The sequence below is a fragment of the Pseudomonas sp. AU12215 genome, assembly GCF_001675465.2.
Classification (GTDB): domain Bacteria; phylum Pseudomonadota; class Gammaproteobacteria; order Pseudomonadales; family Pseudomonadaceae; genus Pseudomonas; species Pseudomonas nitroreducens.
Genome location: NZ_MACM02000165.1, coordinates 53,641 through 78,475, shown reverse-complemented (window position 1 = coordinate 78,475; position 24,835 = coordinate 53,641). Strand labels below are relative to the sequence as shown.

Below are 24,835 nucleotides of genomic sequence, written 5' to 3'. Positions count from 1 at the left end.
ATGGCTCGTCTCGCCGCCCTGTCTGGAAGCCCCAGGCATCCAACGCTGATCTCGTCAATCGATCGCGCAGGCCACTGACATGCCTCGCCGCAGACGCCACGAGGAACACGAGAATCACGAACGTTGGCTGGTGTCCTATGCGGACTTCATCACCCTGCTGTTCGCCTTCTTCGTGGTGATGTACTCGATCTCGTCGATCAACGAGGGCAAGTACAAGATCCTTTCGGAAACCCTGACCGGCGTGTTCAATCAGCCGGACCGTTCGATCCGCCCGATTCCCGTCGGCGAGGAGCGCCCGCGCACCCAGCAGCCGGACCAGTCGATCACCGAGCCGCAGGACGAGGGGCAGGCCCAGGGCAGCCCCGATACCCTGCAGCAGATCAGCGACAGCGTGCGCCAGGCGTTCGGCGACCTGATCTCCAGTGAACAGCTGTCGGTGCGCGGCAACGAGTTCTGGATCGAGATCACCCTCAATTCCAGCCTGCTGTTCCCCAGCGGTGACGCGATCCCCAATGACGCTGCCTTCGCCATCATCGAGAAGGTCGCCAGGATTCTGGCGCCTTACCGCAACCCGGTGCATGTCGAAGGCTTCACCGACAACGTGCCGATCCATAATTCGCAGTACCCGACCAACTGGGAGTTGTCCGCGGCCCGTGCCGCCAGCATCGTCCGCATGCTCGCCCAGGACGGCCTCGACGCCGGTCGGCTGGCGGCGGTGGGCTATGGCGAATTCCAGCCAGTGGCGGACAATGCCACGGCGGATGGCCGCGCTCGCAATCGCCGGGTGGTGCTGGTGATCTCCCGCAACCTGGAGGTGCGCCGCAGCATCAGCGGCGTCGGTAGCGGCAAGGCACAGCCCGATCCGGCCTTGCGGCATGCTGGCACGCAACCTGCACCAGTGCTTGCCAGTGAGGCGCCCGCCAGTGGTGCCGTCAATTCTTCGTCATCGGCCACAGGGCAATGAGAACCATGACTACGATCCTGAGCCGATGCTGTGCCACCGGGGAGCGCGCACTATGAAAGTCTGGGCGGTAGCCAACCAGAAAGGTGGCGTCGGCAAGACCACTTCCTCCATCGCCTTGGCGGGCCTGCTGGCGGATGCCGGCAAGCGCGTGCTGATCGTCGACCTGGACCCCCACGGCTCGATGACCAGCTATTTCGGCCATGACCCGGACAGCCTGGAGCACAGCGTTTTCGACCTGTTCCTGCACCAGGGCAACGTGCCCGAGGGACTGCCCGAGTCACTGCTGCTGCCCACCAGCCACGAGAACATCCGTCTGCTGCCATCGAGCACCGCGCTGGCCACCCTGGAGCGCCAATCGCCGGGGCAGAACGGCCTGGGCCTGGTGATCGCCAAGAGCCTGGCGCAACTGTGGAACGAATTCGACTACGCGATCATCGACAGCCCGCCGCTGCTGGGTGTGCTGATGGTCAACGCCATGGCGGCCAGCCAGCACCTGGTGATCCCGGTGCAGACCGAGTTCCTCGCCCTCAAGGGCCTGGAGCGCATGGTCAACACCCTGAAGATGGTCAACCGCTCGCGCAAGCAGGCGCTGCCGTTCACCATCGTGCCGACCCTGTTCGACCGCCGGACCCAGGCTTCCCTGGGCACCCTGCGGGTATTGCGCGATACCTACCCGGACACGCTGTGGCAAGCCTTCATCCCGGTGGACACCAAGCTGCGCGACGCCAGCCGCCTGGGCATGGTGCCATCGCGCAACGACAGCAACAGCCGGGGCGTGATCGCCTACCGTGCGTTGCTCAAGCATCTGCTGGCCCATGTGCCGGCGAGCCAGGTAGCCTGAGCATGGTTGGCACCCACAGAAGAATCCGACGGATGCGTTCAAGTCCTGCGCATCCGCTGCCGATAGGCTGGACAGTTACCTTGCGCGGTTATCCATCATGAGTCGTTCCGCTACCGCCACTCGCCCCCAGCTCGCGCTGCAGTCCTACCTGGACGCGCTGCTGCAGGAGGCCACTTTCGAAGACTTCGCCGTGGAACCGCTGGCGCAGCCCGTTGCCGCACCCGTTGCACCGGTTCCGGTCGCCGCGGTGGCATTGGTGGTCAGCGAGCCGGTGGAGCCACTCACCGCCGAACCTCAGGCAGCGGTGATGCAGGCGCCGGAAACCAGCGTCAGCCTCGACGAATTCGAAGCGGCCGTGCTCGAAGAGCAGGTTCGTGATGCGCGCCTGAGCGGCGTCGCCCGCGCGTCAGTTGCTGAACCCAAGGTCATCGAAGCCCTGCTGCCTGAACCGGTCGCCCCGGTCATCGAGGCGCCGATCGCCGACGAGCCGCCGGCGCAGATCGGCCAGGTCATCGACCTGCACCAGCCCGGCAGTGCCGAGATGCCCGCTGCGCCGCTGAAGCTGCTCGACGATGGTCGTCCGGTATGGGCTGCCGAGCCGTTCGAGTGCCTGCTGTTCGACGTCGCCGGGCTGACCCTGGCAGTGCCGCTGGTCTGCCTGGGCTCCATTTATCCACTGGCGGGGCACGACCTGACCCCGTTGTTCGGCCAGCCCGACTGGTTCCTCGGCATCCTGCCGGGCCAGAACGGCAACCTGAAGGTACTCGACACCGCGCGCTGGGTGATGCCCGAGCGTTACCGCGACGACTACCGCGAGGGGCTGCAGTACGTGATTTCCGTGCAGGGCTACGAGTGGGGGCTGGCCGTGCACCAGGTCAGCCGCTCGGTGCGCCTCGACCCGTCCGAGGTGAAGTGGCGCAGCCAGCGCCAGCAGCGCCCGTGGCTGGCCGGCACGGTGATCGACCAGATGTGCGCGCTGCTGGATGTCTCGGCCCTGGCCGAACTGATCGCCAGCGGCGCGGCGAAGCACCTGAAGCCCTGAGGCCCTGAGGCCGGGCGCTACCTTATTGAAAGACAACCATCGCGCCGCAGGCGGCGCGGTACCAGAAGAGGCGAGGGGATATGAAGAAAACGTCAGCGCAAGGTGCCGAAGATCCGATTCTGCAGTGGGTCACCTTCCGCCTGGACAACGAGACCTACGGCATCAACGTGATGCAGGTCCAGGAAGTGCTGCGCTACACCGAGATCGCGCCGGTCCCCGGTGCCCCGAGCTACGTGCTGGGCATCATCAACCTGCGCGGCAACGTGGTCACCGTGATCGACACCCGCCAGCGTTTCGGCCTGGACCCGGCGCCGGTCTCGGACAACACCCGCATCGTCATCATCGAGGCCGACAAGCAGGTCGTGGGCATCCTGGTCGACAGCGTTGCCGAGGTCGTCTACCTGCGCCAGTCCGAGATCGAGACCGCGCCGAACGTCGGTAACGAGGAGTCGGCCAAGTTCATCCAGGGCGTCTGCAACAAGAACGGCGAGCTGCTGATCCTGGTCGAGTTGGACAAGATGATGACCGAGGAAGAGTGGTCGGAGCTGGAGAGCATCTGAGGTGCTGATCGCCCTGGTGGTACTCGGTATCGTCTGCGCCGGTTTGGCGCTGGCCTGCGTCTGGCTGTCCGGCCGGCAGCGCGAACAGCAGGCGCAGGCCGCCGAACTGGCCAAGCAGCTGGCAGTGTTCGAGCAGCGCCTGAAAGAGCAGGGCAAGCGCATCGAGTCGTACCAGCAGATCAATATCCGCATGGGCGAAGAGCTGCGCGAGCTGGCCAAACAGGTCGCGCCGCTGCCGGAGCGCCTGGTGCGCATCGAGCAGCGCGACCCCACCAGCCTGTCCTTCAGCCAGGCCGCGCGCCTGGTCGGCATGGGCGCCAGCCCCGAAGACCTGACCCAGAGCTGCGGCCTGTCCCAGGCCGAGGCCGAGCTGGTCGCCCGCCTGCATCAGGGCAAGGTGCGCGACTGAGTGCCGGGCATCTAGCCCGAAAATGAATCAGGCCCCGGAAGTGGGGCGTGGTGATTGTCGCCGTACTCAGTGCTTGCGACTGTTCGTGCCGATGTTGAACGTCTGCGCGACGATGCCCATGACGACGATGACTGTTGCCAGCAGCAGGGTGTAGACGACTTCGTAGAAGTAGGTTCCTTCCCAGACCATGATGATGAAGGCGCCGATGATGAACACGATCACTGCATAGGTCAGCCACGGGAACAGCCAGACCTTGAGCTGGATGTCCCGGCCCTCGGCTTCCAGCTTTCGGCGCATGCGCAACTGGGAGAACGCAATGACGAGGTAGACCAACAGGGCGATGGTGCCGGTGGCCTGCATCAGCACGTCATACACGTCCATCCAGTGCATGGCCGACAGGAATATCGCCACCAGGGCGAAGATGCTGGAGATCATCACGCCCACGTAGGGGGTGCCGGTGCTGCGCCCGGTGATCTGCATGATGCGATGGGCATCGCCGCGTCGCGACAGCGAGTAGAGCATGCGCGAGGCCGTGTAGAGCGCCGAGTTGAAGCAGCTGCACACCGAGGTCAGGACGATGAAATTGACGATCAGACCGGTGTGGGGAATACCCAGCATATCCAGGGTGACGCGATACGAACCCCAGGTCGGATCGCCAAGGTGCGGGTTGTTCCAGGGCACAAGGGCCACCACGATGAAGATCGAGCCGATGTAGAACAGGCAGATGCGCCAGACCACCGATCTAGTCGTCTTGATGATTTCCTTGCCGGGATTGGCCGACTCGGCTGCGGCTACGGTGACGATCTCGGCGCCGAGGAATGCGAACATCACGCCTAGCAGGGCTACCACCACGGCCTGCCCGCCATTGGGCATGAAGCCACCGACGGCGGTCAGGTTCGACCATCCGCTGGTGTTCCCCCATGGCCACAGGTGGGCGATCGCCAAGCCGCCGATGCAGATGAATAGGACAATGGCAACGACCTTGATCAGGGCGAACCAGAACTCGAATTCGCCGTAGTTGCGCACGTTCATGAAGTTCACCAGCATCAACGCCAGCGTGACGATCAGGGCGAAGCTCCAGCCCGGAATCATCGGGAACCAGCTGTTGAGGATGGTGCCGGCGACGAAGGCCTCCCAGCCCATCAGGAGAGCCCAGAAGTACCAGTACAGCCAGCCGATTGTGAAACCGGCCCAGCGTCCGATGGCGCGGTCGGCGTAGGTGGAGAACGATCCGGTATCGGGCTGCGAGACGGCCATTTCGCCGAGCATCCGCATGACCAGCACCACCAGAATGCCGCCGCCCAGGTAGGCTAGTACCGCAGCCGGCCCCGCCATGGCGATGGTCTTACCGGAGCCGACGAAAAGCGCCGCGCCGATCACTCCTGCGATGGACATCATGGTCAGATGGCGGGACTTCAGGCCGCCTTTGAGTTCGGTGCTGGGGGCCTCGCTGGCCAGATCATTCATCTTGCTCAAAATCAGACTTCCCTTGCCGCACGGTGGACGGCATGAACGGATGGAGGTGCTTGCCAATCGAATCACCGAGAACTCGTCCTTCCGGCGCCCCGTCGTCCAATTGACACTGGTGACTGCCGGTTCGGTTCCGGTCACTGCACAGCTTGACGGTTGTGTGTAGCCGAAGAGAACGGCGACTTCATGTGCTTTTGCCCACCTGTCGCCGGGCTGGCTCTCAAAGTTGAACAGGTTCCATATTCCGATCCGGACTGCATGGATGGCGAAAGCTGGGGGGCAGTTCCGTGCCGATGTTGGGCGATAGCGGCGGACTACCATCCATCTGATCAGGATTTTGTGGGATTAAGCTGACGGGTGATTCGGATTTATCTGATAAGAAAGGCGTCAAATCGTCGCTAAATTGGCCTCGTCAAAACTTCTCCCGAGGCCATCGATATGGCGACCATTTCCCGACGTGCCATGGTGCTGTGCTCGCATCCCGGTCGGCTGCTGAACTACAGCGTGCTGCTCAATCGTCTGGAGTTCTATCACCTGAGCCTGTGCCTGAACCTGGATGAAGTACGCAAGGCGCTCGCCACCCGGCAACGCTACAGCCTGTTCATCCATGACGACTTCCGCCCGGGGCCCGGCGAGCTGCTGAGCCTCAAGGCGCTGAGTCAGAGCAATACCTTCCGCCAGTTCCTGCTGGTCGGGCACTACAGTGCCGAGGAAAAGCGCGGGCTGATGCAATGGGCCTGGGCCAACCGCGTACCGCTGCTGGATGTGCTGGACAAGCCGCTGTCGCTGGCGCAGTTGCGCGAAGTGACCAGCGGCATGGTGCTCTATCACAGCGAGGACCGGCAGCCAATCCGTCAATCGGTTCGCGAGTTCTGCGATTTCGCCCCGGCAGGCGATCATCCGCCGGCCCAGCTCGGCTGCGAGTGTCGCAGCTGAGGCTGGTCACTGGCGCCGGAAGTCCGGTCCTTCCAGCAACAGGGGCATCGCGTCCGGCGGCGCCCCTGGCGTGTCGTTCAGCGGGCTCTTGCCCTTGAGATACCAGGCGAAGGCGATGATTTCGGCGATGGTGCGGTAGAGCGCCTCGGGAATCGCGTCGCCCAGCTCCAGGCGCGCCAGCAGGCGCACCAGTTCACCATTCTCGTAGATCGGCACCTCATGGTGGCGGGCGATGGCGAGGATGGTTTCCGCCAGTTCGTCGTCACCCTTGGCAGTGAGGGTCGGCGCGCTCTGCCCGTCATAGTTGAGCGCGATCACCTGGTGTGGGGCTTTCCTGGCCTTCTTCATGCGGTCTCATCCACCCAGCGCTGTTCCACGGCCGTCCGCGCCCCCTGGGGCGGCTTGCCCTGGCGGCAGCTCAGCTCGCCCACGGTCAGGCCGGCGTCGCTCAGGCGTTGGCGCAGGGTGCCCAGTTCGCCATCGATGAGGTTGGCGGTGGTGTCGCGCTCGGCCCACAGCTGGGTGCCGATGCTGCCGTGGGCCAGGGTGGCCTGGACCTGCAGCGGGCCGAGGCTGTCCAGGTCGAATGCCAGGTCGACGCGCCAGAGCATGTCGCGGGTCTGCTGCTCGCGCTCGCTGGCCGGGCTGTCCTTTTCTTCCTGCTGGATACGCACCTGGATCGGCACCATCTGATGTTGATGGCGCAGGGGGATTTCCAGCTGCCAGGTATTCACCACCGTACCGTCGGGGAGAACGTCGCTTTGCGCCAGGCTGCCCAACTGGTGTGTCTGCAGGCGCGAAACCGCGGCCGCGGCGAGCTTGAGCAGCGATTCGAGATCACCCTCCTGCTCCAGTTCACTGGCAAGCCGGCTGGGGAGCGGAAAGCTGATCGCTGACGGCGTGCGCCCGCTGGTCTGGCCGATGACACCCAGGGCGTTGCGCACGAAGGCCGGCATGGCCTGCGCCAGATTGCTGGCACCGGCCATGGCGTTGCCCGGCAGATTGTTCAGCACGGCCGCCGCCGTGCCGCCTTGCACGGCAGGCAGCAACTGGGCGATCAGCCGTAGCAGGTTGGCCTTGAGGTCCAGGGGAAGGCTTTCGACACCGCGCAGCATCTGACCTTCGAGGAACGCGCCGCTCTGCTGGAAGGCCTGGGCCACGCCCTTGGCGTCACTGAGCTGGCGCACGTCCGGCAGCGCCCCCAGTAACTTATCCACTGACTGGCGCAGTTCTGGGCTGATGTCCGGGTTGCTGCCAGCGCCCTGCAGCGCCTTGAGCAGTCCGTCCAGCGGGCCCTGGCGGCTCTGCTGGGCGCTGAGTTGCAGGCTCAGGTCGAGCTGTTCCAGGCGGGCATTCATCGGCAGGAACTGCAAGGCCTGCTGGTCCTGCACACGGGCGCTGAGCAGGCTGTTGAGCGGTAGCGGGTTGGGCGATTCGATGCTCAGCTGGCGCCCGGCCAGCGGAGTGTTGAGCAGCGTCACCAGGACCTTGTAAACCACCTGTTCGGCCTTGCCGAGGGCGACCAACTGGCTGGCATCGACCTTGCCCTGGATCAGCGTGCCGACCGGCAATACGTCGAGGTCGAGGCTTCCCAGCGGTGTCTGGCTGGCGCCGCCCAGGCCCAGCGAGCCCAGGCTTGGTTGGGTCAGCAGGGTGGCGGCGAGGCTGGTCTGGTTCAGAGTCGACAGCTGAAGGGTGCTGCCCTTGGGCAGCGCTTGGGAGCTTTCCGCCACCACCAGCGCCTGCTGGCCGCTGGCCATGGTCAGGCGCAGCAGCAACTGGAAACTCACCTGCCCGTCACGTACCGCCAGCACTTCCGCATGGGCCTTTTCCCCCGGCGGCAGCAGATCGCCCAGGCTTTGCGCGAGCTTGAGCGTCAGCTCGGCGGCGTTCTGCGTGCTGCGCAGCGACGGCGTAGGCGGTAGCGGACGGGAAGCGCCAATTTCGCTTGGCATCGGGGACCTGTAGGCGGCGTGACGGGATTACGCCCAGTGTATCGGCGGCGATTGCAGGGACTTTAGACCGTCCGGCGGCCGCGGGGCAGGGCGCTTGAGGCTGGCAGGGTGCGCTGATTTGACGTTACACCCTGTCGAAAAACCTGACGTCGGGCTTAGGAACGGCTGTGTATAATGCGCCGCCCGAGGCTGCGCTTGGCGGTCCGGACGGTATGGCCGCTTTTTTGCACCACTGACTGTTTTCTGCCCGACGGTTGCCGATGCCCTTGAACCATCCCCTCCTCGAAACCGTGGCGCTCGCCTGCGAGCGGGACTGGCGCATGCTGTTCGAGCGTCTCGATTTGCGACTGGGCGCGGGCGAGATGCTACAGATCGTCGGCCCCAACGGCAGCGGCAAGACCAGCCTGCTACGCCTGCTCAGCGGGCTGATGCAGCCCACCGCCGGTGAGGTGCTGCTCAACGGCAAGCCGCTCGCCGAGCAACGCCACGAGCTGGCCCGGCTGCTGTTGTGGATCGGCCACGCCGCCGGCATCAAGGGCCTGCTCACCGCCGAAGAGAATCTCGCCTGGCTCTGTGCGCTGCACCAGCCGGCCAACCGCGATGCCATCTGGCAAGCGCTGGAGGCCGTCGGCCTGCGCGGTTTCGAGGACGTTCCCTGCCATACCCTGTCCGCCGGCCAGCAGCGCCGCGTGGCCCTGGCGCGTCTTTACCTCGACGCGCCGCCGCTGTGGATCCTCGACGAACCCTTCACGGCCCTGGACAAACAGGGCGTGGCGCAGCTCGAAGAACACCTCGCCGGCCATTGCGAGCGCGGTGGCCTGGTGGTGCTGACCACCCACCACACCCTGGAGCGTATGCCTTCAGGCTATCGCGCCCTCGACCTGGGTCAGCACGCACGGGAGGCGGCGCGATGAGCAACGTCTTCACCCTGCTGCTCGCCCGCGAAGCGCGCCTGCTGTTCCGCCGTCCGGCGGAGCTGGCTAATCCTTTGGTGTTCTTCGCCATCGTCATCGCGCTGTTCCCGCTGGCGGTCGGCCCCGAATCGGAAATGCTCAAGAACCTTTCGCCCGGCCTCGTCTGGGTCGCGGCATTGCTGGCGGTGCTGCTGTCGCTGGACGGCCTGTTCCGCAGCGATTTCGAGGATGGTTCCCTGGAGCAGTGGGTCCTTTCGCCGCACCCCCTGCCACTACTGGTCCTGGCCAAAGTGCTGGCACACTGGCTGGTTTCAGGGCTGGCCCTGGTGCTGTTGTCGCCGCTGTTCGCCCTGATGCTGGGCCTGCCGGCGCGCTGCCTGGCGGACCTGCTGCTGTCGCTGCTGCTGGGTACGCCGGTGCTGAGCCTGCTGGGCGCCGTTGGCGCTGCACTCACCGTCGGGCTCAAGCGTGGCGGCCTGCTGCTGGCCTTGCTGATTCTGCCGCTCTACATTCCGGTGCTGATCCTGGGCAGCGGAGCGCTTCAGGCGTCGCTGCAGGGGCTGCCCACCGCCGGGCACCTGTTGTGGCTGGCCAGCCTGACGGCGTTAGCATTGACGCTGACGCCCTTTGCCATCGCCGCCGGGCTGAAGATCAGCGTCGGCGAGTGAACGAACGATCGCCGGGCTGGGAAGCGGCACCGGCGGCAGACTAGAGCTTTGAAATACAGAGCCTGATGATGAACTGGACTTGGTTTCACAAACTTGGCTCGCCCAAGTGGTTCTACGAGATCAGCGGACGCTGGCTGCCGTGGTTCGCCGTCGCTGCAATCGTGCTGATGGCTGCCGGCACCGTCTGGGGCCTGGCCTTCGCACCGCCGGACTACCAGCAGGGCAACAGCTTCCGGATCATCTATATCCACGTACCGGCGGCGTTCCTCGCCCAGTCCTGCTACGTCATGCTCGCCGTGGCCGGCGCCATCGGCCTGATCTGGAAAATGAAGATCGCCGACGTCGCTGTGCAGTGCGCCGCGCCCATCGGTGCCTGGATGACCTTCGTCGCGCTGGTCACCGGGGCCATCTGGGGCAAGCCGACCTGGGGCGCCTGGTGGGTCTGGGACGCACGCCTGACCTCGATGCTGATCCTGCTGTTCCTGTATTTCGGCATCATCGCCCTGGGCCAGGCCATCACCAACCGCGACAGCGCCGCCAAGGCCTGCGCCGTGCTGGCGATCGTCGGCGTGGTGAACATCCCGATCATCAAGTACTCGGTGGACTGGTGGAACACCCTGCACCAGCCGGCCACCTTCACCCTGACCGAAAAGCCGCCAATGCCGCCGGAGATGTGGATTCCGCTGCTGATGATGGTCGCCGGTTTCTACTGCTTCTTCGCCGTGGTGCTGTTGATGCGCATGCGCCTGGAAGTGCTCAAGCGCGAAGCCCGCGCGAGCTGGGTGAAGGCCGAGGTGGAGCGCGTGCTATGAGTTTCGAGTCTTTCTCCGATTTCCTCGCCATGGGGCACCATGGCCCTTACGTGTGGTCCGCCTACGCCATCTGCGCGGTGGTCCTGGCGATCAACGTCGTCTCGCCCATCGTGGCGCGCCGGCGTTACCTGCAAGAAGAGGCGCGTCGTCTGCGCCGGGAGGCCAGCAAGTGAATCCGGTCCGCAAGAAGCGTCTGTACATCGTTCTCGCCATCGTTGCCGGTGTCGGTGTCGCCGTCAGCCTGGCGCTGTCGGCCCTGCAGGAAAATATCAACCTGTTCTACACCCCGACCCAGATCGCCAACGGCGAAGCGCCGCACGACACGCGTATCCGCGCCGGCGGCATGGTGGAGAAGGGCTCGCTCAAGCGTTCGGCGGATTCGCTGGACGTGGAGTTCGTGGTCACCGACTTCGCCAAGGAAGTCACGGTGAAGTACCGCGGCATCCTTCCTGATCTGTTCCGTGAAGGGCAGGGCATCGTCGCCCTCGGCAAGATCAACGAGGCCGGCGTGCTGACCGCCGATGAAGTGCTGGCCAAGCACGACGAGAAATACATGCCGCCGGAAGTCACCAAGGCACTCAAGGACAGCGGCAAGCTGGAGCACTACGAAGCCAGCCAGAACGGCAATGCCGCGCCGCAACAAGGGAGCAACTGACGATGGTCCCCGAACTCGGCCACCTCTCGCTGATCCTCGCGCTGTGCATGGCGCTGGTGATGTCGTTCTTCCCGCTGATCGGCGCCTGGCGCGGCGATCGCCAGTGGATGAGCCTGGCGCGCCCGGCAGCCTGGGGGCAGTTCGCCTTCCTGCTGTTCTCCTTCGGCTGCCTGACCTGGGCCTTCCTCCACGATGATTTCTCGGTGGCCTACGTCGCCAGCAACTCCAACAGCGCGCTGCCCTGGTACTACAAGTTCAGCGCCGTGTGGGGCGCCCACGAAGGCTCGCTGCTGCTCTGGGCGCTGATCCTCGGCGGCTGGACCTTCGCTGTCTCGGTGTTCTCCCGCCAGTTGCCGGAAGTGATGCTGGCCCGCGTGCTGGCCGTGATGGGCATGATCAGCACCGGTTTCCTGCTGTTCCTGATCATCACCTCCAACCCCTTCAGCCGCCTGCTGCCGCAGGTGCCGGCCGACGGCAACGACCTCAACCCGCTGCTGCAGGACCCGGGCCTGATCATCCACCCGCCGATGCTCTACATGGGCTACGTGGGCTTCTCGGTGGCCTTCGCCTTCGCTATTGCCGCGCTGCTCGGCGGTCGACTCGACGCCGCCTGGGCGCGCTGGTCGCGGCCCTGGACGCTGGTGGCCTGGACCTTCCTCGGCGTCGGTATCGTGCTGGGCTCCTGGTGGGCCTACTACGAACTGGGCTGGGGCGGCTGGTGGTTCTGGGACCCGGTGGAAAACGCCTCGTTCATGCCCTGGCTGGTGGGCACCGCGCTGATCCACTCGCTGGCGGTGACCGAGAAGCGCGGCGTGTTCAAGAGCTGGACCGTGCTGCTGGCCATCGCGGCCTTCTCGCTGAGCCTGCTGGGCACCTTCCTGGTCCGTTCCGGTGTACTGACCTCGGTACACGCCTTCGCCTCGGACCCCGAGCGTGGCGTGTTCATCCTGGCCTTCCTGCTGGTGGTGGTCGGTGGCTCGCTGACGCTGTTCGCCCTGCGCGCGCCGGTGGTCAAGAGCCAGGTCGGCTTCGCCCTGTGGTCCCGCGAGACCCTGCTGCTGCTGAACAACCTGATCCTGGTGGTCACCGCCTCGATGATCCTGCTGGGCACCCTCTACCCGCTGGTGCTCGACGCCATCAGCGGCGCCAAGCTGTCGGTCGGCCCGCCGTACTTCAACGCCCTGTTCGTGCCGCTGATCGCCATCCTCATGCTGGCCCTGGCGGTCGGTGTGCTGGTGCGCTGGAAGGACACTCCGACCCGCTGGCTGCGCAACATGCTCACCCCGGTGCTGATCGGCACCGTGGTGCTGGGTGGCCTCGGCAGCTTCCTGTATGGCGAGCTGCACTGGGAAGTGCTCGCCGTGTTCATGCTGGCGGCCTGGGTGGTGCTGGCCGGTGTGCGTGACTTCTTCGACAAGGTCCGCCACAAGGGCGTGATCGCCGGTGCCGCGGGCCTGAACCGCAGCTACTGGGGCATGCAGCTGGCGCACTTCGGTATCGCCATCTGCGCCATCGGCGTGGTGCTCACCAGCCAGTTCAGCGCCCAGCGCGACCTGCGCATGGCGCCGGGCGAGTCGGTCGAGCTGGCCGGCTACCAGTTCCGCTTCGAGGGCACCCATCACTTCGAAGGGCCGAACTTCACCTCCGACAAGGGCACCATCGTCGTGACCCGCAATGGTTCGGAAGTCGCCACGCTGCACCCGGAGAAGCGCCTGTACAGCGTGCAGAACTCGATGATGACCGAGGCCGGCATCCACGGCAGCCTGACCCGCGACCTCTATGTCGCCCTGGGTGAGCCGCTGGATAACGGCGCCTGGGCCGTGCGCGTGCACATCAAGCCCTTCGTGCGCTTCATCTGGCTCGGTGGCCTGCTGATGGCCCTGGGCGGCGTGCTGGCGGCGCTCGACCGTCGCTACCGGCTGAAAGTGAAAACGCGTGTACGCGAGGCCCTGGGCCTCGCCGGACAGGGAGCCTGAGTGTGAAGCGTGCGATCCTGCTGTTGCCCCTGGCGATCTTCCTGGTCGTCGCGGTATTCCTCTTCCGTGGCCTGTGGCTGGACCCCAGCGAGCTGCCCTCGGCGCTGATCGGCAAGCCGTTCCCGGCGTTCTCCCTGCCCAGCGTCACCGAGCCGGGCAAGACCTACACCGAGGCCGATATCAAGGGCAAGCCGGCGCTGGTCAACGTCTGGGGCACCTGGTGCCCGACCTGCCGCTTCGAGCATCCGGTGCTGACCGACCTCGCCGCCAAGGGCGTGGTGATCTACGGTATCAACTACAAGGATGACGGCGCCGCCGCGCAGAAGTGGCTCAAGGAGCTGCACAACCCCTACCTGTTGAACATCGCCGACGCACAGGGCACCCTCGGCCTGGACCTGGGCGTCTACGGCGCGCCGGAGACCTACATCATCGACAAGGACGGCATCATTCGCCACAAGCTGGTAGGTGCCGTCGACGAGAAGGTCTGGCGCGAGCAGTTGGCGCCGATCTACCAGGGGCTGGTCGACGAGGCGCAAGGCAAATGAAGCGACTTCTTGCCGCCGTAGCGCTGGGCCTCGCTCTCACTGGTATCGCCCACGCGGCCATCGACACCTACGAGTTCGCCAACGACGCCGAGCGTGAACGTTTCCGCGACCTGACCACCGAACTGCGTTGCCCCAAGTGCCAGAACCAGGACATCGCCGACTCCAACGCGCCGATCGCCGCCGACCTGCGCAAGCAGATCTACACCCAGATGGCGGCCGGCAAGAGCAATCAGCAGATCGTCGACTACATGGTCGACCGCTACGGCGAGTTCGTGCGCTACAAGCCCGAAGTCAGCGAGCGCACCTGGCTGCTCTGGTTCGGCCCCGCCGCGCTGCTGGGGCTGGGCGTGATCATCATCGGCGCCATCGTCGTGCGCCGCCGTCGCCCGGCCGCTGCCACTTCCACCACGCTGTCCGCCGAGGAGCAGGCGCGTCTCGACCAATTGCTGGATAACCAAGACAAATGATCGATTTCTGGCTCGCTGCCGGCCTGCTGTTGCTGGTAGCCCTGGCATTTCTCCTCGTCCCTCTGCTGCGTGGCCGCAAGGCCCAGGCCGAGGAAGACCGCACCGCCCTCAACGTCGCCCTGTACCAGGAACGTCTGGCAGAGCTGACCGCCCAGCGTGACGCTGGGACCCTCGACGACGCTCAGCTCGAAGCCGGCCGCGCCGAAGCGGCCCGCGAGCTGCTCTCCGATACCGACGGTGCCAGCGAGGACCGTCGCTCGCGCCTGGGCCGTGCGGCGCCGATGATCGTCGCGCTGGTCCTGCCATTCCTCGCCCTGGGCCTGTATCTGCACTGGGGCGCCAGCGACAAGGTCGCCCTGGCCCGCGAATTTGCCACCGCGCCGCATTCCATGGAAGAAATGACTACTCGCCTGGAGCGCGCTGTGCAGGCCCAGCCGGATTCCGCCGAGGGCTGGTACTTCCTCGGCCGCACCTACATGACCCAGAACCGCGCCGGCGACGCTGCCAAGGCTTTCGAGCAGGCCGCGCGCCTCTCCGGGCGCCAGCCGGAAGTGCTCGGCCAGTGGGCCCAGGCGCTGTATTTCGCCGGTGACAAGGCGCTGACCCAGCAGGTCCGCGAGCTGGCCGACGAAGCCCTGAAGAAGGACCCGCAGGAAGTCACCACCCTCGGTCTGCTCGGCATCGCCGCCTTCGAGGACGAGAAGTACGCCGACGCCATCGACTACTGGGGCCGCCTGGTTGCCGTGCTGCCGCAGGACGATCCGTCCCGCAGCGCCATTGCCGGTGGCATCGAGCGCGCCCGCCAGCGCATGGTCGAGAAGGGCGAGATCCCGCCGGAGGCTCCTGCCGCTGCGCAGACTGCCGGCGTGACCCTGAAAGTGAAGGTCGACCTGACCGCTGCCGTGAAGGGCCAGGTCAAGCCGGACGACAGCGTGTTCGTCTTCGCCCGCGCAGTGAGCGGCCCGCCGATGCCGCTGGCGGTGAAGCGCCTGACCGTCGCCGACCTGCCCACCGAGGTGTCGCTCAGCGACGCCGACGCGATGATGCCGCAGCTCAAGCTGTCGCAGCACCCGCAGGTGCAACTGGTCGCCCGCATCTCCCGCGCCGGCAATGCCATCACTGGCGAATGGATCGGACGCAGCGAAGCGTTGTCTACTGCCAATGCGGGCGAGCAGAGCATCACCATCGACAGCCCGGATCAGAAGTAAGACGAACAAGAGAGGGTTGAGCGATGAAGGGCAGAGTGCTGGCGCTGGGCGCCATGCTGGTACTGGGTGGTTGCGTGGTGCAGCCGCAGCAACCTGAGCAGCCGCCACAACAGACGTCTCCGCCTGCGCATCCGACTACCCCGACACCGCCGCCCAAGCAGTCGTCTTCGCCGATCACCCCGCAGCCGAGCTCCGCACCGGCTGCCAAGCGCCCGACCCAGTTCGCCCCGCCGCCCGGTGGCAAGGGGCGCTGGGATGCCAGCCTGGGCGTCTACGTGATCCAGGGTCAGAAGGACCTCTACTACCGCCAGCGTACCTATTACCACTGGGACAACGGCTGGTACTGGAGCGTCGGCCCGCAAGGCCCATGGACCGAAACCGACAGCAGCGGCGTGCCGCCGGGGCTGACGCGCAAGTACGCGCCATAACGCGGACTTTTCGTAGGAGCGAGCGTGCTCGCGAACCGCTTGACGCCGGTGTCGCCGGGAGTCTCGTTCGCGAGCAAGCTCGCTCCTACAGGTTCCACCGAGGCGGCGCTCAATCGAACGTCCCCATCTCCGTCCCCAGTTCGATCACTTCCACCCGATTCCGTCCGCTCGCCTTGGCCTTGTACATCGCCTTGTCCGCTGCTGCGTAAAGTCCCTCGTAGGTGCCGGGAACGCCCGCTTCCAGGCAGGCAATGCCGAAGCTGGCGGTGAGGTAGAGCAGGCCGTCCTTCATCGGCAACGGGGTTTCCTCCAGCAGGCGGCGCACCTTTTCGGCGATGGTGCGCGCCTGCGGCTGCGAGGTGTCGGGCAACAGCAGCAGGAACTCCTCGCCGCCCAGGCGCGCCACGCTGTCGCCGGTGCGTGTGTAGTTGCGCAGGAGCGTGGCGGTATGGCGGATGACTTCATCGCCCAGTGGATGGCCATAGCGGTCGTTGATGAACTTGAAATGATCCAGGTCCACCATGAGCAGGCTGATGGGCGCCGGCTGGCGCGCGGCGCGGGACAGTTCCATGCTCACCAGCTGGTCGAACTGGCGGCGGTTGAACAACCCGGTCAGCGGGTCGTGGCCGGCGAGGTATTCCAGCTGGCGGTTCTTTTCCTCCAGTTCCAGCCGCTGTTGGCGGAGGAACTCGCGCTGGCGCAGGTTGCGCACATGGCCGTGCCAGAGGATCAGCGAAAGGATCACGCCGATGCCACAGATGGTCAGCCCGCCCATCTGGTTGGACAGGCGCAGCTGCGGATCAGCCTGGGTCAGGCCGATCGTCAGTTCGAAGGCGGCGAAGGCGAGAATGTAGAGGGTGACCGCCAGTCGGGGGCGCATCAGCAGGATCAGGGCGGCGGCCACCGAGGCCATCAGGAAGGGCGTGATGCTGCTGGTGACCTGTTGGTCTGCGCCGGTTATGGCGACGCCGAAGCCCAGCAACAAGGCGCTGCCCAGGATGGTCAGCAGTTGCATGTACCACAGCGGCGCGCTGCGCCTGGGGGGTAAGGCGAGCCATGCCAGCAGCCCGAGCAGGGAGAAGAGCACCGCGACCGTGGCATGCACGCGGATGATGTCCATCCTCCAGCCGTCGTGCGCCGCGCTCGCCCCTTGCAGATTGAGCTTGAACACGATGATGTGGATCAGATCGAACAGCACGGCCAGCGGTGCCGACAGATACAGCCGCCTGAGGTTTTCCCGGGCGATCGGCAGCGCCAGCGCGTCGTTGACCGCGATGGCGTGGTGCAGTCGCTGGAGCAACGTCCTGGACACGGGCTCTGGCCTCCTGCGCAAAGTGTCGGGCAGTTGCAGAATAGTCAGCCGCTGCCACGCTGTCGTGGCGATCGAGGCTGACGTGACCTGGCCTCGCATTGAGGGAGTCACAGACCGCTATCGATAATTTTCCGACCCTGGCAACGAATTGGCCTGGAACATTGTCGGATAAGCCCTCTGCGGGCATAGTCCGCAACCCGGTTCGCTCAAGGATATGCGTCATGAATAGAGTGCAAAGACTGCCGACGGAGCAGGGCCTGGATGCTGAGCGCACGCTGCTGGACGCCACCTTTGCCGGCCAGCGTGACAGCGGCCTGCTGCTCTGGCGCCCACTGGAGCAGTCCCTGGTGATGCCGCGCCGGCTGAGCCGACTGGAAGGCTTTTCTGCCGCCGAGGCCGCGTGTGCCGGGCTGGGGTGGCCAATTGCCCTGCGCGACACCGGTGGCGAACCGGTACCGCAGTCCCCTGGCGTGCTCAATGTCGCACTGGTCTATGCGATCCCGCCGGGCGATAACGAGCAGACGCGTATCGAAACCGCCTACCTGCGCCTGTGCCAGCCGCTGTGCGACTGGTTGGCCGCCCTCGGCCTCGATCCGGGCCTGGGGGAAGTGGAGGGCGCCTTCTGCGATGGCCGCTACAACGTCAACCTGGGCGGTCGCAAGCTGGTGGGCACCGCCCAGCGCTGGCGTCGCCGGCCCAGCGACGGGCGTTATGTGGTCCTGGCCCACGGCGCGATCCTGATGGAAAACCAGCGCGAGCCGATGGTCGATGCGGTGAACGCCTTCTACGAGAATTGTGGGCTCGACGCCCGCGTGCGCGCCACCAGCCACGTGGCGTTGGATGAGTTGTACGAACAGCCCTGGGACCAGGTTGACGCCCTGGCCGGGCAGTTCCAGCGGCACTTGCTGGCCGAGGGTGTGGCGCTGGATGTGTGATACGAACGACGTGGGTGGATCTTCGCTTCGCCCCAACCCTTCCAAGGAGTCTTGATACATGGAACATGGGACGAATTACCTGCAATCCACGGTGGTCTTCCTGATCGCCGCGGTGTTCATGGTGCCGTTGGCCAAGCGCCTGCAGCTCGGTGCTGTGCTGGGCTACCTGCTGGCCGGGGTGATCATCGGGCCATACCTGCTGGGCCTGATCGACAACCCGGAAAGCGTCGCCAGTCTTTCCGAGCTTGGCGTGGTGCTGCTGCTCTTCATCATCGGGCTGGAGCTGTCGCCCAAGCGCCTCTGGGTGATGCGCAAGCAGGTATTCGGTGTGGGCCTGGCGCAGGTGCTGCTGACTGCCCTGGCACTGGGCAGCCTCGCCGTGCTGGTGTTCGAGCTGCCGGTGAATACCGCCGTGGTGATCGGTGGCGGCCTGGCGCTGTCGTCCACCGCCTTCGGCCTGCAGATCCTCGCGGAGCGCAAGGAACTCAACAGTCCCTATGGACGCCTGGCGTTCGCCATCCTGTTGTTCCAGGACATCGCCGCGATCCCGCTGATCGCCATGATCCCGCTGCTGGGCGCCCGCGCCGACACCCTCGCGCCCGGTGGCGATGTCGCCCATGTGATCGAAGTGGTGGGCAGCATCGCCGTGGTGGTGATCGGCGGGCGCTTCCTGCTGCGCCCGGTGTTCCGCTCGGTGGCGCGCACCGGCCAGGCGGACCTGTCCACCGCCACTGCCTTGCTGGTGGTGGTCGGTACGGCGTGGTTGATGGAGGAGGCCGGCGTATCCATGGGGCTGGGCGCCTTCCTCGCCGGCCTGCTGCTGGCGGATTCCGAGTACCGCCATGAACTGGAAGCGCAGATCGAGCCCTTCAAGGGCCTGTTGTTGGGGCTGTTCTTCATCAGCGTGGGCATGAGCGCTGACCTCGGCCTGCTCAAGAACGAGCCGTTCCGTGTCATTGGCCTGACCCTGCTGCTGGTGGCGATCAAGCTGCCGCTGCTGTTCGTCATCGGCCGTCTGGCCGGTGGCCTGGACAAGGTATCGGCGCTGCGCCTGGGCGTGCTGCTCGGCGCCGGCGGCGAATTCGCCTTCGTGGTGTTCAAGCTGGCGGCGGCGCAGGGACTGATGGACGCCGACATGCATTCACTGCTGGTGCTGGGCATCACGCTGTCCATGGCGATGACGCCGCTGATGGTGCTGGCCCTTGCACGTAGCATCAAACCCAAGCCCGCGGTACTGCGCGAACCGCCGCCGGAATACCGCCAACTGCCGGACGACGCGCCGCGCGTGGTGATCGCCGGCATGGGCCGGATGGGCCAGGTGGTCGCCCGTATCATGCGCGCCCAGGGCGTGCCCTTCGTCGCGCTGGACACCTCGGTGGATACCATCGAGCTGACCCGCAGCTATGGCAATATCCCGATCTTCTACGGCGACCCGCTGCGCCCGGAGATCCTCCGCGCCGCCCAGGTGGAGAAGGCCGAGTTCTTCGTCGTCGCCACCGACGATCCGCAGACCAACATCGAGACCGCGCGCCTGGTGCGCAAGCTCTACCCGCACATCAAGGTCATCGGCCGGGCGCGCAACCGCCAGCACGTCTATCACCTGCTGGACGCCGACGCGACGCCGGTGCGCGAAACCTTCCACTCGAGCCTGGAAATGAGCCGCCTGCTGCTCACCGGCCTGGGCCTGAACGAAGAGCAGGTCGGCGCACGCATCCGCCGCTTCAAGCGTCACGACGAGGCGGTGCTGATGGCCCAGTACCGCGTCTACGACGACGAGAAAGCCGTGGTCCAGACTGCACGCGAGGCACGCAAGGAACTGGAAACCCTGTTCGAGGCTGACCACCTGGAAGACCAGGGTATCGGCCACCACTGACGGGCCATTCCGCGCATCGATAGTGCTGGGGTGGGCTGCCCGCCCCGGCGCATCCTCGGGTCTTCGCAATGGAGGCCCCATCGATGAGCGACTACCGCACCTTTACCCGGGAGGACCGCGACGGCGTAGCCGTGGTGAGCTTCCGTCATCCGCCGATCAACCTGATCGACCGCGCCATGGTCATTGACCTGCTGCATCTGGCCGATGAGCTCGAGCGCAACGCCGATATCCGTGTGGTGTTGTTCCGTAGCAGCAACCCGGACTTCTTCCTTGCCCACTACGATCTCGGCAGCCAGCTGGACGCGCCGCCGATGAAGCTGCCCGCCGGCATGGCCAGCCCGCTCAGCGCGCTGCTCAGCCGTTTCAGCCGGTTGCCGCAGGTGACCATTGGTGAACTGCGCGGCCGCGCGCGTGGCGCCGGCAGCGAATTCCTCCTGGCGCTGGATATGCGCTTCGCCTCCCGTGAACGCGCGCTGCTTGGCCAGCCGGAAGTGGCGGTCGGCCTGTTGCCTGGCGCGGGCGGTACGGTTCGCCTGGCACAGATGCTCGGGCGGGGCAGGGCGCTGGAAGTCTGCCTGGGTGGCGAGGACTTCGATGCGGACACGGCAGAGCGCTACGGCTGGATCAACCGGGCACTGGCGGATGCGGAACTGGAAGGATTCTGCGAGGCCCTGGCGCGACGGATCGCGGCCTTCCCGGCGGCAGGCATCGTCCATGTGAAGGCGGTGGTGGATCAGGTGACAGCAGCGGACCAGGCGGCGCTGGTGGATGAATCGCAGCGCTTCGTCGGTGACATGTCCGCACCCGCGACGGTGGAGCGGGTGCGCTGGATGATGGACAACGGTGGCCAGCAGGACGGGGAACTCGAACGCGAACTGGGGGCAGCGCTCGGGCGCTACCCGGCCTGAACCGCTGGCGAGGACGGCGTCACGCGGTCTTCGCCAGGATCGGCTCGTTCGCCACGGCGACCAGTATCGGCCGGGCCAATTGATGCTTGACCGCCGGACGCGGCTGGCGGCTGACCGAGGGGCGACGGTCGGGGATGACCACGGCCGAGCCCGGCGAGCGCAGGGTCAGCACGGCAATGACGCTGAGCAGCACCACGGCGGCGAGCACGATGCTGGCCAGGGCGACATACAGCAGCAGCTCCACCAGGGAGCCAACGAGCAGCAGGAAATCGAGAATGACTTGCATGGTGGTGTCCTCTTGACGATCCGTTGGGGGCGTCTCGCGAGTAGCTCGTTCGCCCCTGCGGCCCGACTGCGGGGCCGGCGAATCTCCTGCCAGCGAGTTGATGGGGCAAAGATGCCGCGCACGGACTATCAAGAGAACTGAATGCGCCGACTGGTGACTATCGACGTTATCGATAACGGCTGGAAGCCTCAGTTTAGAGAGGCGCCCAGGTTATTTTCGGGCGCCTGCGACCTTGGTCTCGTAGACGCTCAGAACTTCTCGCCCGGCTGCAGGAAGCGCCATTGGCCAACCGGCAGCTTGCCCATGGCCACGCCGCCCAGGCGCAGGCGGCGGATCGACAGGGCATGCAGACCGACGGCCCGGCACATGGCGCCGATCTGCCCAGGGCGGAACTGCTTGCCGGCGAAGCGCAGGCGGTTTTCGCTCTGCCAGCTGACCTTCAGCGACGGCAGCTCGCGGCCGTCGATGACCAGGCCACGGCACAGGCGCTTCAGGCCATTGTCGGCAATCTGCCCGCTGACCTCGACCACGTACTCGTGTTCGATGTTGTCCGCCTCGTCCACCAGCCGGCGCTGCACGCCGCGGCTCTGGGTGTAGACGAGCAGGCCGCTGGCGTCGGTCTCCAGCACCGTGGTGTTGAACTGGTGGCCGAAGTGCTTGCGCAGCAGGCGCTGCTGCAGGTTGTCCTCGGCCCAGCGCTTGTCCGGCGTCAGCAGTTGCTGGGCGGAGTTGGCGCCGTTGCCGCTGCCCAGGCCGACCGGCTTGTGCACCAGGATGGTCACCGGCGGAATCGGGTCGGCGGAGGCACCCGGCAGCAGTTCGATCCGCTGGGCGTCGACCTTGAATTGCGGTTCTTCCACGCGCTGGCCGTCCACCGTGACCCAGCCGCCCTCGATGTACAGCTCGGCTTCGCGGCGCGAACAGGGCAGCAGCTCGGCGAGGCGCTTGGACAGGCGGATGGCTTCGGACATTTCGGGTAACCAGGCAGGGGAAAGCGATCATTGTAACCGCAAGCCGGCGGAATGATCCGCGCGGCTTCCGGTCACAACTGCAGAGCAAGCAATGAGGAAGCGCGATGCGGATCACCCTGATCGACGGCCTGGGCTGGGACCTGGACGAACACGGCAGCGGCGGCCTGATCAACAAGCGTGGCGAGAAGGTGCACCTGCGCCAGGGCGACATGGACGGCGCGTGCGGCCCGTACTGCCTGGTGATGGCGATGCTGGCGCGCAACCAGCTCGGCCGGCGCGCGGCCAAGGGCCTGGCGCCGGTGGATTCGCGCACCCGCTACGGGCGGCTGATGGAGGCGTTGAACGCGCACGAGACCCTGGTGCGCGTTGGCACCACCGGCGCGGATCTGCTGGAGCTGCTCAAGGTCATCAGCGACAAGGAATACCGCGTCGAACGCGGCAACGGTACGCGGATGGTCGAGCTGACCCGGCGGCACCTCGACGAGAACATCCCGGTGGTGCTGGGCTTCCACGGCCGCAAGGACAGCGATATCCGCCACTGGTGCCTGGCGGTGGGGATGAGCGACGACGCCTTCTTCCTTCTCGACCCGGCGCACGACCTGCAGCGCGGGCTGGCCTGGAACGCGGTGCTCACCACCCAGGCCAATGGCTCGCGCTTCGGTTATCGCTACCTCAACGCGAAAGGTACCTGGGCGGTGACGCTCAAGGAAATGGTGGCGCTGCTCTAGGCCTTTGCTGGTGTGGCAGGGTTCAGCGAGTGAAGCGGAACAGGTTGTAGCCACCCAGTTGCTCGGGCACCAGCAGCACGAAACCGTCGTGCGAGTTGCGCACCACGCCGACCACGTCGGTCTCGCGCGCCGCCGCCTGCTCCAGGCCGCTGTAGCCCACCTGCGGGTCGTCGTTCACCGAAGCGCCGCCGACGAATACCAGCCGCTTGTCGTCCAGGCGTTGCAGATAGCCGCTGATGCGCTGCGAACCGCTGGTCTTCTCCAGGTACAGGCCCTTGGGCGTTTGCCGCACCGAGCATTTGAAATTCGGGTAGCCGTACAGTGCTTCCGTTTCGATCTGCACCGAGCGGCATTTCCAGTTCCCGGTCAGGGCCGCGTCGGCCAGTGGTTCGGGATCTTCCAGCACGATGCGGTACAGATTCAGCGCTTCGTTGCGGGTGGTCTCGTCTTCACTCTGCTGGAGCTGGTCGAGCAGGCGCTTGACCTCGCCATCGAGGGTCGTCAGGCGCTGCTGGTCGGCAGCGTTGACCGCGGCGGGCCAGACGGTCGCGGTGTCGTCGGCGAAGGCCAACGGGGAGAGCAGCAGGCCGGCGGTGAGCAGGGCAGCGGTGAGGGAGCAGCGTTTCGACATCTTGTGCATTCCATTGCAGGGGAAATCCCGCGGCGCGCGCCGCGGGCGAGAGGTTTCAGGGGGAGTCCCGAACTGTTGGCTCGATGGGTGGAGCGACGGGCGCCTCGCGCTCGTGGACCCAGGACATGAACAGCTCGTAGCCCAGCGCCAGTACCACCGGGCCGACGAACAGGCCGATGATGCCATTGCTGAGCATGCCGCCCAGGGCGCCGATCAGGATCACCGGCATCGGCACCTTGCCGCCGCGGCCGAACATCAGCGGCTTGAGGACGTTGTCGGAGAGGCCGCCGGCCATGGTCCAGATCGTGAACAGGATGGCGACCAGCAGCGAATCGTTGGTCATGAATACATAGATGATCGCCGGGATGGTGATCAGCACCACCGGCAACTGGGTGATGCCCAGCAACAGGACGCCCAGGGCCAGCAGGCCGGCGCCGGGGATGCCCATGACGACGAAGCCCAGGCCGAGGATCATGGTCTGGATGAAGGCCACGCCGACCACGCCCTGGGCTACCGCACGGATGGTGCCGGTGCACAGCTCGGCCAGCCCCGGTCCGCGCTCCGGGCCGGAGATACGGATGGCGATATCGCAGGAGGTTCGGCTGCCCAGTTCGCCGTAGGCCATGATCACCCCGGCAATGACGAACGCGGCGAGGAACTGCATCAGGCCCATGCCCGCACCCGCCGCCTGACCCGCCAGGGTCTTGGCGACGCCCTGCAGGTGCGGGGCCATCTGGTGCACCACGCCCATGAAGTCGGTGGCCACGCGTGTCCAGAAGGGATAGATGTACTGCCCAATCACCGGCCAGGTCTGCACCGAGTCGGGTGGCAGAGGTATCTGCAGGGTGCGGTTCTGGATCGCGTGCACCAGGTCGCGCACCGAATCGGCCATCGACATGCCGATCACCACCACCGGCACCAGCAGGATCACCAGGCCGAGGATCACGATCAGCGTCGCCGCGCTGTTGGGCCGTCCGCCCAGCCAGCCGCTGAGCAACTGATGCAACGGGTAGAGGGTGATGGCGAGGATCACCGACCAGAGCATGAGGTCGAGGAAGGGATGGAAGATGCGGAAGCAGAACAGGGCCAGCAACAGGATCAGGCCGGCGCGGATCAGCACATCGAGCAGGTTGCGCGACAGCAGCTTTTCCGGGGAGGGCAGCATGGGGGGCTCCTTGCAGCGGGCGCGACGTGGCCCAGTCCTTAACTATCGGCGGACTCTGCCCGAGTGCAAGGTATTCAGGCAATAAAGGAAGTTCGGTATTGCGGGGAGATCGTGAAAAGCGTGAAAAGCGCGGAGGTGAAGCGGGGGGAGGCGGGCAGCCTGCCGAGGTTCGGCAG

At 65.9% G+C, this 24,835-nt stretch carries 28 protein-coding genes; 20 read left to right on the top strand and 8 right to left on the bottom strand.

The annotated features are described in order from the left end of the window. Positions 1–79: 79 nt before the first annotated feature. The 5 genes from motD (at position 80) to A9513_RS26825 (ending at position 3,816) form a co-directional block, all read left to right on the top strand. Positions 80–964, top strand: a complete 885-nt coding sequence (gene motD / locus A9513_RS26845; RefSeq protein ID WP_024765934.1) for a flagellar motor protein MotD — start codon at positions 80–82, stop codon at positions 962–964. A gap of 52 nt (positions 965–1,016) precedes the next feature. Further along, positions 1,017–1,805: a ParA family protein gene (locus A9513_RS26840; RefSeq protein WP_024765935.1), complete on the top strand. Its 789-nt coding sequence runs from the start codon at positions 1,017–1,019 to the stop codon at positions 1,803–1,805. A 97-nt stretch (positions 1,806–1,902) separates the two neighbouring features. Continuing rightward, entirely contained in the window at positions 1,903–2,847 is a 945-nt protein-coding gene (locus A9513_RS26835) for a CheW domain-containing protein (RefSeq protein WP_024765936.1), read from the top strand. Between the two features lie 80 nt (positions 2,848–2,927). Then, positions 2,928–3,407, top strand: coding sequence for a chemotaxis protein CheW (locus tag A9513_RS26830; protein ID WP_015476565.1), 480 nt, complete (start codon positions 2,928–2,930; stop codon positions 3,405–3,407). 1 nt (position 3,408) lies between these two features. Then, positions 3,409–3,816 (top strand): DUF2802 domain-containing protein, encoded by a 408-nt coding sequence (locus tag A9513_RS26825; protein ID WP_065086078.1) that lies wholly within the window; start codon positions 3,409–3,411, stop codon positions 3,814–3,816. A 66-nt stretch (positions 3,817–3,882) separates the two neighbouring features. On the opposite strand, the gene A9513_RS26820 is transcribed toward A9513_RS26825, so the two are convergent. Next, positions 3,883–5,283 (bottom strand): amino acid permease, encoded by a 1,401-nt coding sequence (locus A9513_RS26820; RefSeq protein ID WP_065086120.1) that lies wholly within the window; start codon positions 5,281–5,283, stop codon positions 3,883–3,885. A gap of 441 nt (positions 5,284–5,724) precedes the next feature. Here A9513_RS26820 and A9513_RS26815 point away from each other — a divergent pair, with 441 nt between their 5' ends. Further along, a complete protein-coding gene (locus A9513_RS26815; RefSeq protein ID WP_024765938.1) occupies positions 5,725–6,222 on the top strand; it encodes a hypothetical protein in 498 nt (165 codons plus the stop codon). A gap of 6 nt (positions 6,223–6,228) precedes the next feature. On the opposite strand, the gene A9513_RS26810 is transcribed toward A9513_RS26815, so the two are convergent. Both A9513_RS26810 and A9513_RS26805 read right to left on the bottom strand, forming a co-directional pair. Continuing rightward, on the bottom strand, positions 6,229–6,570 hold the full coding sequence (locus A9513_RS26810; RefSeq protein WP_065086077.1) for an EscU/YscU/HrcU family type III secretion system export apparatus switch protein: 342 nt from the start codon (positions 6,568–6,570) through the stop codon (positions 6,229–6,231). Next, positions 6,567–8,177 (bottom strand): flagellar hook-length control protein FliK, encoded by a 1,611-nt coding sequence (locus A9513_RS26805; RefSeq protein ID WP_065086076.1) that lies wholly within the window; start codon positions 8,175–8,177, stop codon positions 6,567–6,569. Before A9513_RS26805 ends, A9513_RS26810 begins: the two co-directional genes overlap by 4 nt. Positions 8,178–8,437: 260 nt before the next feature. On the opposite strand from A9513_RS26805, the gene ccmA reads away from it, so the two are divergent. The 10 genes from ccmA to A9513_RS26755 all read left to right on the top strand — a co-directional run bounded on the left by ccmA (position 8,438) and on the right by A9513_RS26755 (position 15,850). Further along, complete coding sequence (gene ccmA / locus A9513_RS26800) at positions 8,438–9,091, top strand: cytochrome c biogenesis heme-transporting ATPase CcmA (protein WP_065086075.1); 654 nt, start codon at positions 8,438–8,440, stop codon at positions 9,089–9,091. Beyond that, a complete protein-coding gene (ccmB, locus tag A9513_RS26795) occupies positions 9,088–9,759 on the top strand; it encodes a heme exporter protein CcmB (protein WP_037007440.1) in 672 nt (223 codons plus the stop codon). Before ccmA ends, ccmB begins: the two co-directional genes overlap by 4 nt. Positions 9,760–9,824: 65 nt before the next feature. After that, positions 9,825–10,571, top strand: a complete 747-nt coding sequence (locus A9513_RS26790) for a heme ABC transporter permease (RefSeq protein ID WP_089285719.1) — start codon at positions 9,825–9,827, stop codon at positions 10,569–10,571. Next, the gene (gene ccmD / locus A9513_RS26785; protein WP_024765945.1) at positions 10,568–10,744 is read left to right on the top strand and encodes a heme exporter protein CcmD; all 177 of its coding nucleotides are present in this window, start codon (positions 10,568–10,570) and stop codon (positions 10,742–10,744) included. Before A9513_RS26790 ends, ccmD begins: the two co-directional genes overlap by 4 nt. Next, positions 10,741–11,226, top strand: a complete 486-nt coding sequence (ccmE, locus tag A9513_RS26780) for a cytochrome c maturation protein CcmE (protein WP_024765946.1) — start codon at positions 10,741–10,743, stop codon at positions 11,224–11,226. The genes ccmD and ccmE overlap by 4 nt, the downstream gene beginning before the upstream one ends. 2 nt (positions 11,227–11,228) lie before the next feature. Further along, complete coding sequence (locus A9513_RS26775; protein ID WP_065086074.1) at positions 11,229–13,202, top strand: heme lyase CcmF/NrfE family subunit; 1,974 nt, start codon at positions 11,229–11,231, stop codon at positions 13,200–13,202. Positions 13,203–13,204: 2 nt separating this feature from the next. Next, a complete protein-coding gene (dsbE, locus tag A9513_RS26770) occupies positions 13,205–13,747 on the top strand; it encodes a thiol:disulfide interchange protein DsbE (protein ID WP_037013469.1) in 543 nt (180 codons plus the stop codon). Next, positions 13,744–14,214, top strand: a complete 471-nt coding sequence (locus A9513_RS26765; RefSeq protein ID WP_065086073.1) for a cytochrome c-type biogenesis protein — start codon at positions 13,744–13,746, stop codon at positions 14,212–14,214. The genes dsbE and A9513_RS26765 overlap by 4 nt, the downstream gene beginning before the upstream one ends. Then, positions 14,211–15,422 (top strand): c-type cytochrome biogenesis protein CcmI, encoded by a 1,212-nt coding sequence (gene ccmI, locus A9513_RS26760; RefSeq protein WP_065086072.1) that lies wholly within the window; start codon positions 14,211–14,213, stop codon positions 15,420–15,422. The genes A9513_RS26765 and ccmI overlap by 4 nt, the downstream gene beginning before the upstream one ends. 23 nt (positions 15,423–15,445) lie before the next feature. After that, positions 15,446–15,850 (top strand): hypothetical protein, encoded by a 405-nt coding sequence (locus tag A9513_RS26755; protein WP_065086071.1) that lies wholly within the window; start codon positions 15,446–15,448, stop codon positions 15,848–15,850. Positions 15,851–15,959: 109 nt separating this feature from the next. On the opposite strand, the gene A9513_RS26750 is transcribed toward A9513_RS26755, so the two are convergent. Continuing rightward, positions 15,960–17,162, bottom strand: coding sequence for a GGDEF domain-containing protein (locus tag A9513_RS26750; RefSeq protein WP_065086070.1), 1,203 nt, complete (start codon positions 17,160–17,162; stop codon positions 15,960–15,962). A gap of 221 nt (positions 17,163–17,383) precedes the next feature. Here A9513_RS26750 and A9513_RS26745 point away from each other — a divergent pair, with 221 nt between their 5' ends. The 3 genes from A9513_RS26745 (at position 17,384) to A9513_RS26735 (ending at position 20,878) form a co-directional block, all read left to right on the top strand. After that, the gene (locus A9513_RS26745; RefSeq protein ID WP_065086069.1) at positions 17,384–18,097 is read left to right on the top strand and encodes a lipoate--protein ligase family protein; all 714 of its coding nucleotides are present in this window, start codon (positions 17,384–17,386) and stop codon (positions 18,095–18,097) included. A 58-nt stretch (positions 18,098–18,155) separates the two neighbouring features. Then, on the top strand, positions 18,156–19,970 hold the full coding sequence (locus A9513_RS26740) for a monovalent cation:proton antiporter-2 (CPA2) family protein (protein ID WP_037007441.1): 1,815 nt from the start codon (positions 18,156–18,158) through the stop codon (positions 19,968–19,970). Positions 19,971–20,053: 83 nt separating this feature from the next. Further along, entirely contained in the window at positions 20,054–20,878 is an 825-nt protein-coding gene (locus A9513_RS26735) for an enoyl-CoA hydratase/isomerase family protein (RefSeq protein WP_065086068.1), read from the top strand. 19 nt (positions 20,879–20,897) lie between these two features. On the opposite strand, the gene A9513_RS26730 is transcribed toward A9513_RS26735, so the two are convergent. Then, on the bottom strand, positions 20,898–21,164 hold the full coding sequence (locus A9513_RS26730; protein ID WP_024765952.1) for a hypothetical protein: 267 nt from the start codon (positions 21,162–21,164) through the stop codon (positions 20,898–20,900). Between the two features lie 248 nt (positions 21,165–21,412). Further along, positions 21,413–22,135, bottom strand: a complete 723-nt coding sequence (locus A9513_RS26725; RefSeq protein ID WP_024765953.1) for an RNA pseudouridine synthase — start codon at positions 22,133–22,135, stop codon at positions 21,413–21,415. Between the two features lie 104 nt (positions 22,136–22,239). Here A9513_RS26725 and A9513_RS26720 point away from each other — a divergent pair, with 104 nt between their 5' ends. Next, entirely contained in the window at positions 22,240–22,863 is a 624-nt protein-coding gene (locus A9513_RS26720) for a hypothetical protein (RefSeq protein WP_024765954.1), read from the top strand. 22 nt (positions 22,864–22,885) lie between these two features. Here A9513_RS26720 and A9513_RS26715 read toward each other — a convergent pair whose 3' ends face one another. Both A9513_RS26715 and A9513_RS26710 read right to left on the bottom strand, forming a co-directional pair. Then, positions 22,886–23,494 carry a DUF4893 domain-containing protein gene (locus A9513_RS26715; protein WP_065086067.1) on the bottom strand — a complete coding sequence of 203 codons (609 nt, stop codon included), beginning with the start codon at positions 23,492–23,494 and terminating at the stop codon, positions 22,886–22,888. 55 nt (positions 23,495–23,549) lie between these two features. Continuing rightward, the gene (locus A9513_RS26710; RefSeq protein ID WP_065086066.1) at positions 23,550–24,659 is read right to left on the bottom strand and encodes an AI-2E family transporter; all 1,110 of its coding nucleotides are present in this window, start codon (positions 24,657–24,659) and stop codon (positions 23,550–23,552) included. Positions 24,660–24,835 lie beyond the last annotated feature (176 nt).

Excerpts from the sequence above, each read along its gene's own strand:
- motD (WP_024765934.1), top strand. The coding sequence starts at position 80 with ATGCCTCGCCGCAGACGCCACGAGGAACACGAGAATCACGAACGTTGG.
- A9513_RS26840 (WP_024765935.1), top strand. The coding sequence starts at position 1,017 with ATGAAAGTCTGGGCGGTAGCCAACCAGAAAGGTGGCGTCGGCAAGACC.
- A9513_RS26835 (WP_024765936.1), top strand. The coding sequence starts at position 1,903 with ATGAGTCGTTCCGCTACCGCCACTCGCCCCCAGCTCGCGCTGCAGTCC.
- A9513_RS26830 (WP_015476565.1), top strand. The coding sequence starts at position 2,928 with ATGAAGAAAACGTCAGCGCAAGGTGCCGAAGATCCGATTCTGCAGTGG.
- A9513_RS26820 (WP_065086120.1), bottom strand. The coding sequence starts at position 5,283 with ATGAATGATCTGGCCAGCGAGGCCCCCAGCACCGAACTCAAAGGCGGC.
- A9513_RS26815 (WP_024765938.1), top strand. The coding sequence starts at position 5,725 with ATGGCGACCATTTCCCGACGTGCCATGGTGCTGTGCTCGCATCCCGGT.
- A9513_RS26810 (WP_065086077.1), bottom strand. The coding sequence starts at position 6,570 with ATGAAGAAGGCCAGGAAAGCCCCACACCAGGTGATCGCGCTCAACTAT.
- A9513_RS26805 (WP_065086076.1), bottom strand. The coding sequence starts at position 8,177 with ATGCCAAGCGAAATTGGCGCTTCCCGTCCGCTACCGCCTACGCCGTCG.
- ccmA (WP_065086075.1), top strand. The coding sequence starts at position 8,438 with ATGCCCTTGAACCATCCCCTCCTCGAAACCGTGGCGCTCGCCTGCGAG.
- ccmB (WP_037007440.1), top strand. The coding sequence starts at position 9,088 with ATGAGCAACGTCTTCACCCTGCTGCTCGCCCGCGAAGCGCGCCTGCTG.
- A9513_RS26790 (WP_089285719.1), top strand. The coding sequence starts at position 9,825 with ATGATGAACTGGACTTGGTTTCACAAACTTGGCTCGCCCAAGTGGTTC.
- ccmD (WP_024765945.1), top strand. The coding sequence starts at position 10,568 with ATGAGTTTCGAGTCTTTCTCCGATTTCCTCGCCATGGGGCACCATGGC.
- A9513_RS26775 (WP_065086074.1), top strand. The coding sequence starts at position 11,229 with ATGGTCCCCGAACTCGGCCACCTCTCGCTGATCCTCGCGCTGTGCATG.
- A9513_RS26765 (WP_065086073.1), top strand. The coding sequence starts at position 13,744 with ATGAAGCGACTTCTTGCCGCCGTAGCGCTGGGCCTCGCTCTCACTGGT.
- ccmI (WP_065086072.1), top strand. The coding sequence starts at position 14,211 with ATGATCGATTTCTGGCTCGCTGCCGGCCTGCTGTTGCTGGTAGCCCTG.
- A9513_RS26755 (WP_065086071.1), top strand. The coding sequence starts at position 15,446 with ATGAAGGGCAGAGTGCTGGCGCTGGGCGCCATGCTGGTACTGGGTGGT.
- A9513_RS26745 (WP_065086069.1), top strand. The coding sequence starts at position 17,384 with ATGAATAGAGTGCAAAGACTGCCGACGGAGCAGGGCCTGGATGCTGAG.
- A9513_RS26740 (WP_037007441.1), top strand. The coding sequence starts at position 18,156 with ATGGAACATGGGACGAATTACCTGCAATCCACGGTGGTCTTCCTGATC.
- A9513_RS26735 (WP_065086068.1), top strand. The coding sequence starts at position 20,054 with ATGAGCGACTACCGCACCTTTACCCGGGAGGACCGCGACGGCGTAGCC.
- A9513_RS26730 (WP_024765952.1), bottom strand. The coding sequence starts at position 21,164 with ATGCAAGTCATTCTCGATTTCCTGCTGCTCGTTGGCTCCCTGGTGGAG.
- A9513_RS26725 (WP_024765953.1), bottom strand. The coding sequence starts at position 22,135 with ATGTCCGAAGCCATCCGCCTGTCCAAGCGCCTCGCCGAGCTGCTGCCC.
- A9513_RS26720 (WP_024765954.1), top strand. The coding sequence starts at position 22,240 with ATGCGGATCACCCTGATCGACGGCCTGGGCTGGGACCTGGACGAACAC.
- A9513_RS26715 (WP_065086067.1), bottom strand. The coding sequence starts at position 23,494 with ATGTCGAAACGCTGCTCCCTCACCGCTGCCCTGCTCACCGCCGGCCTG.
- A9513_RS26710 (WP_065086066.1), bottom strand. The coding sequence starts at position 24,659 with ATGCTGCCCTCCCCGGAAAAGCTGCTGTCGCGCAACCTGCTCGATGTG.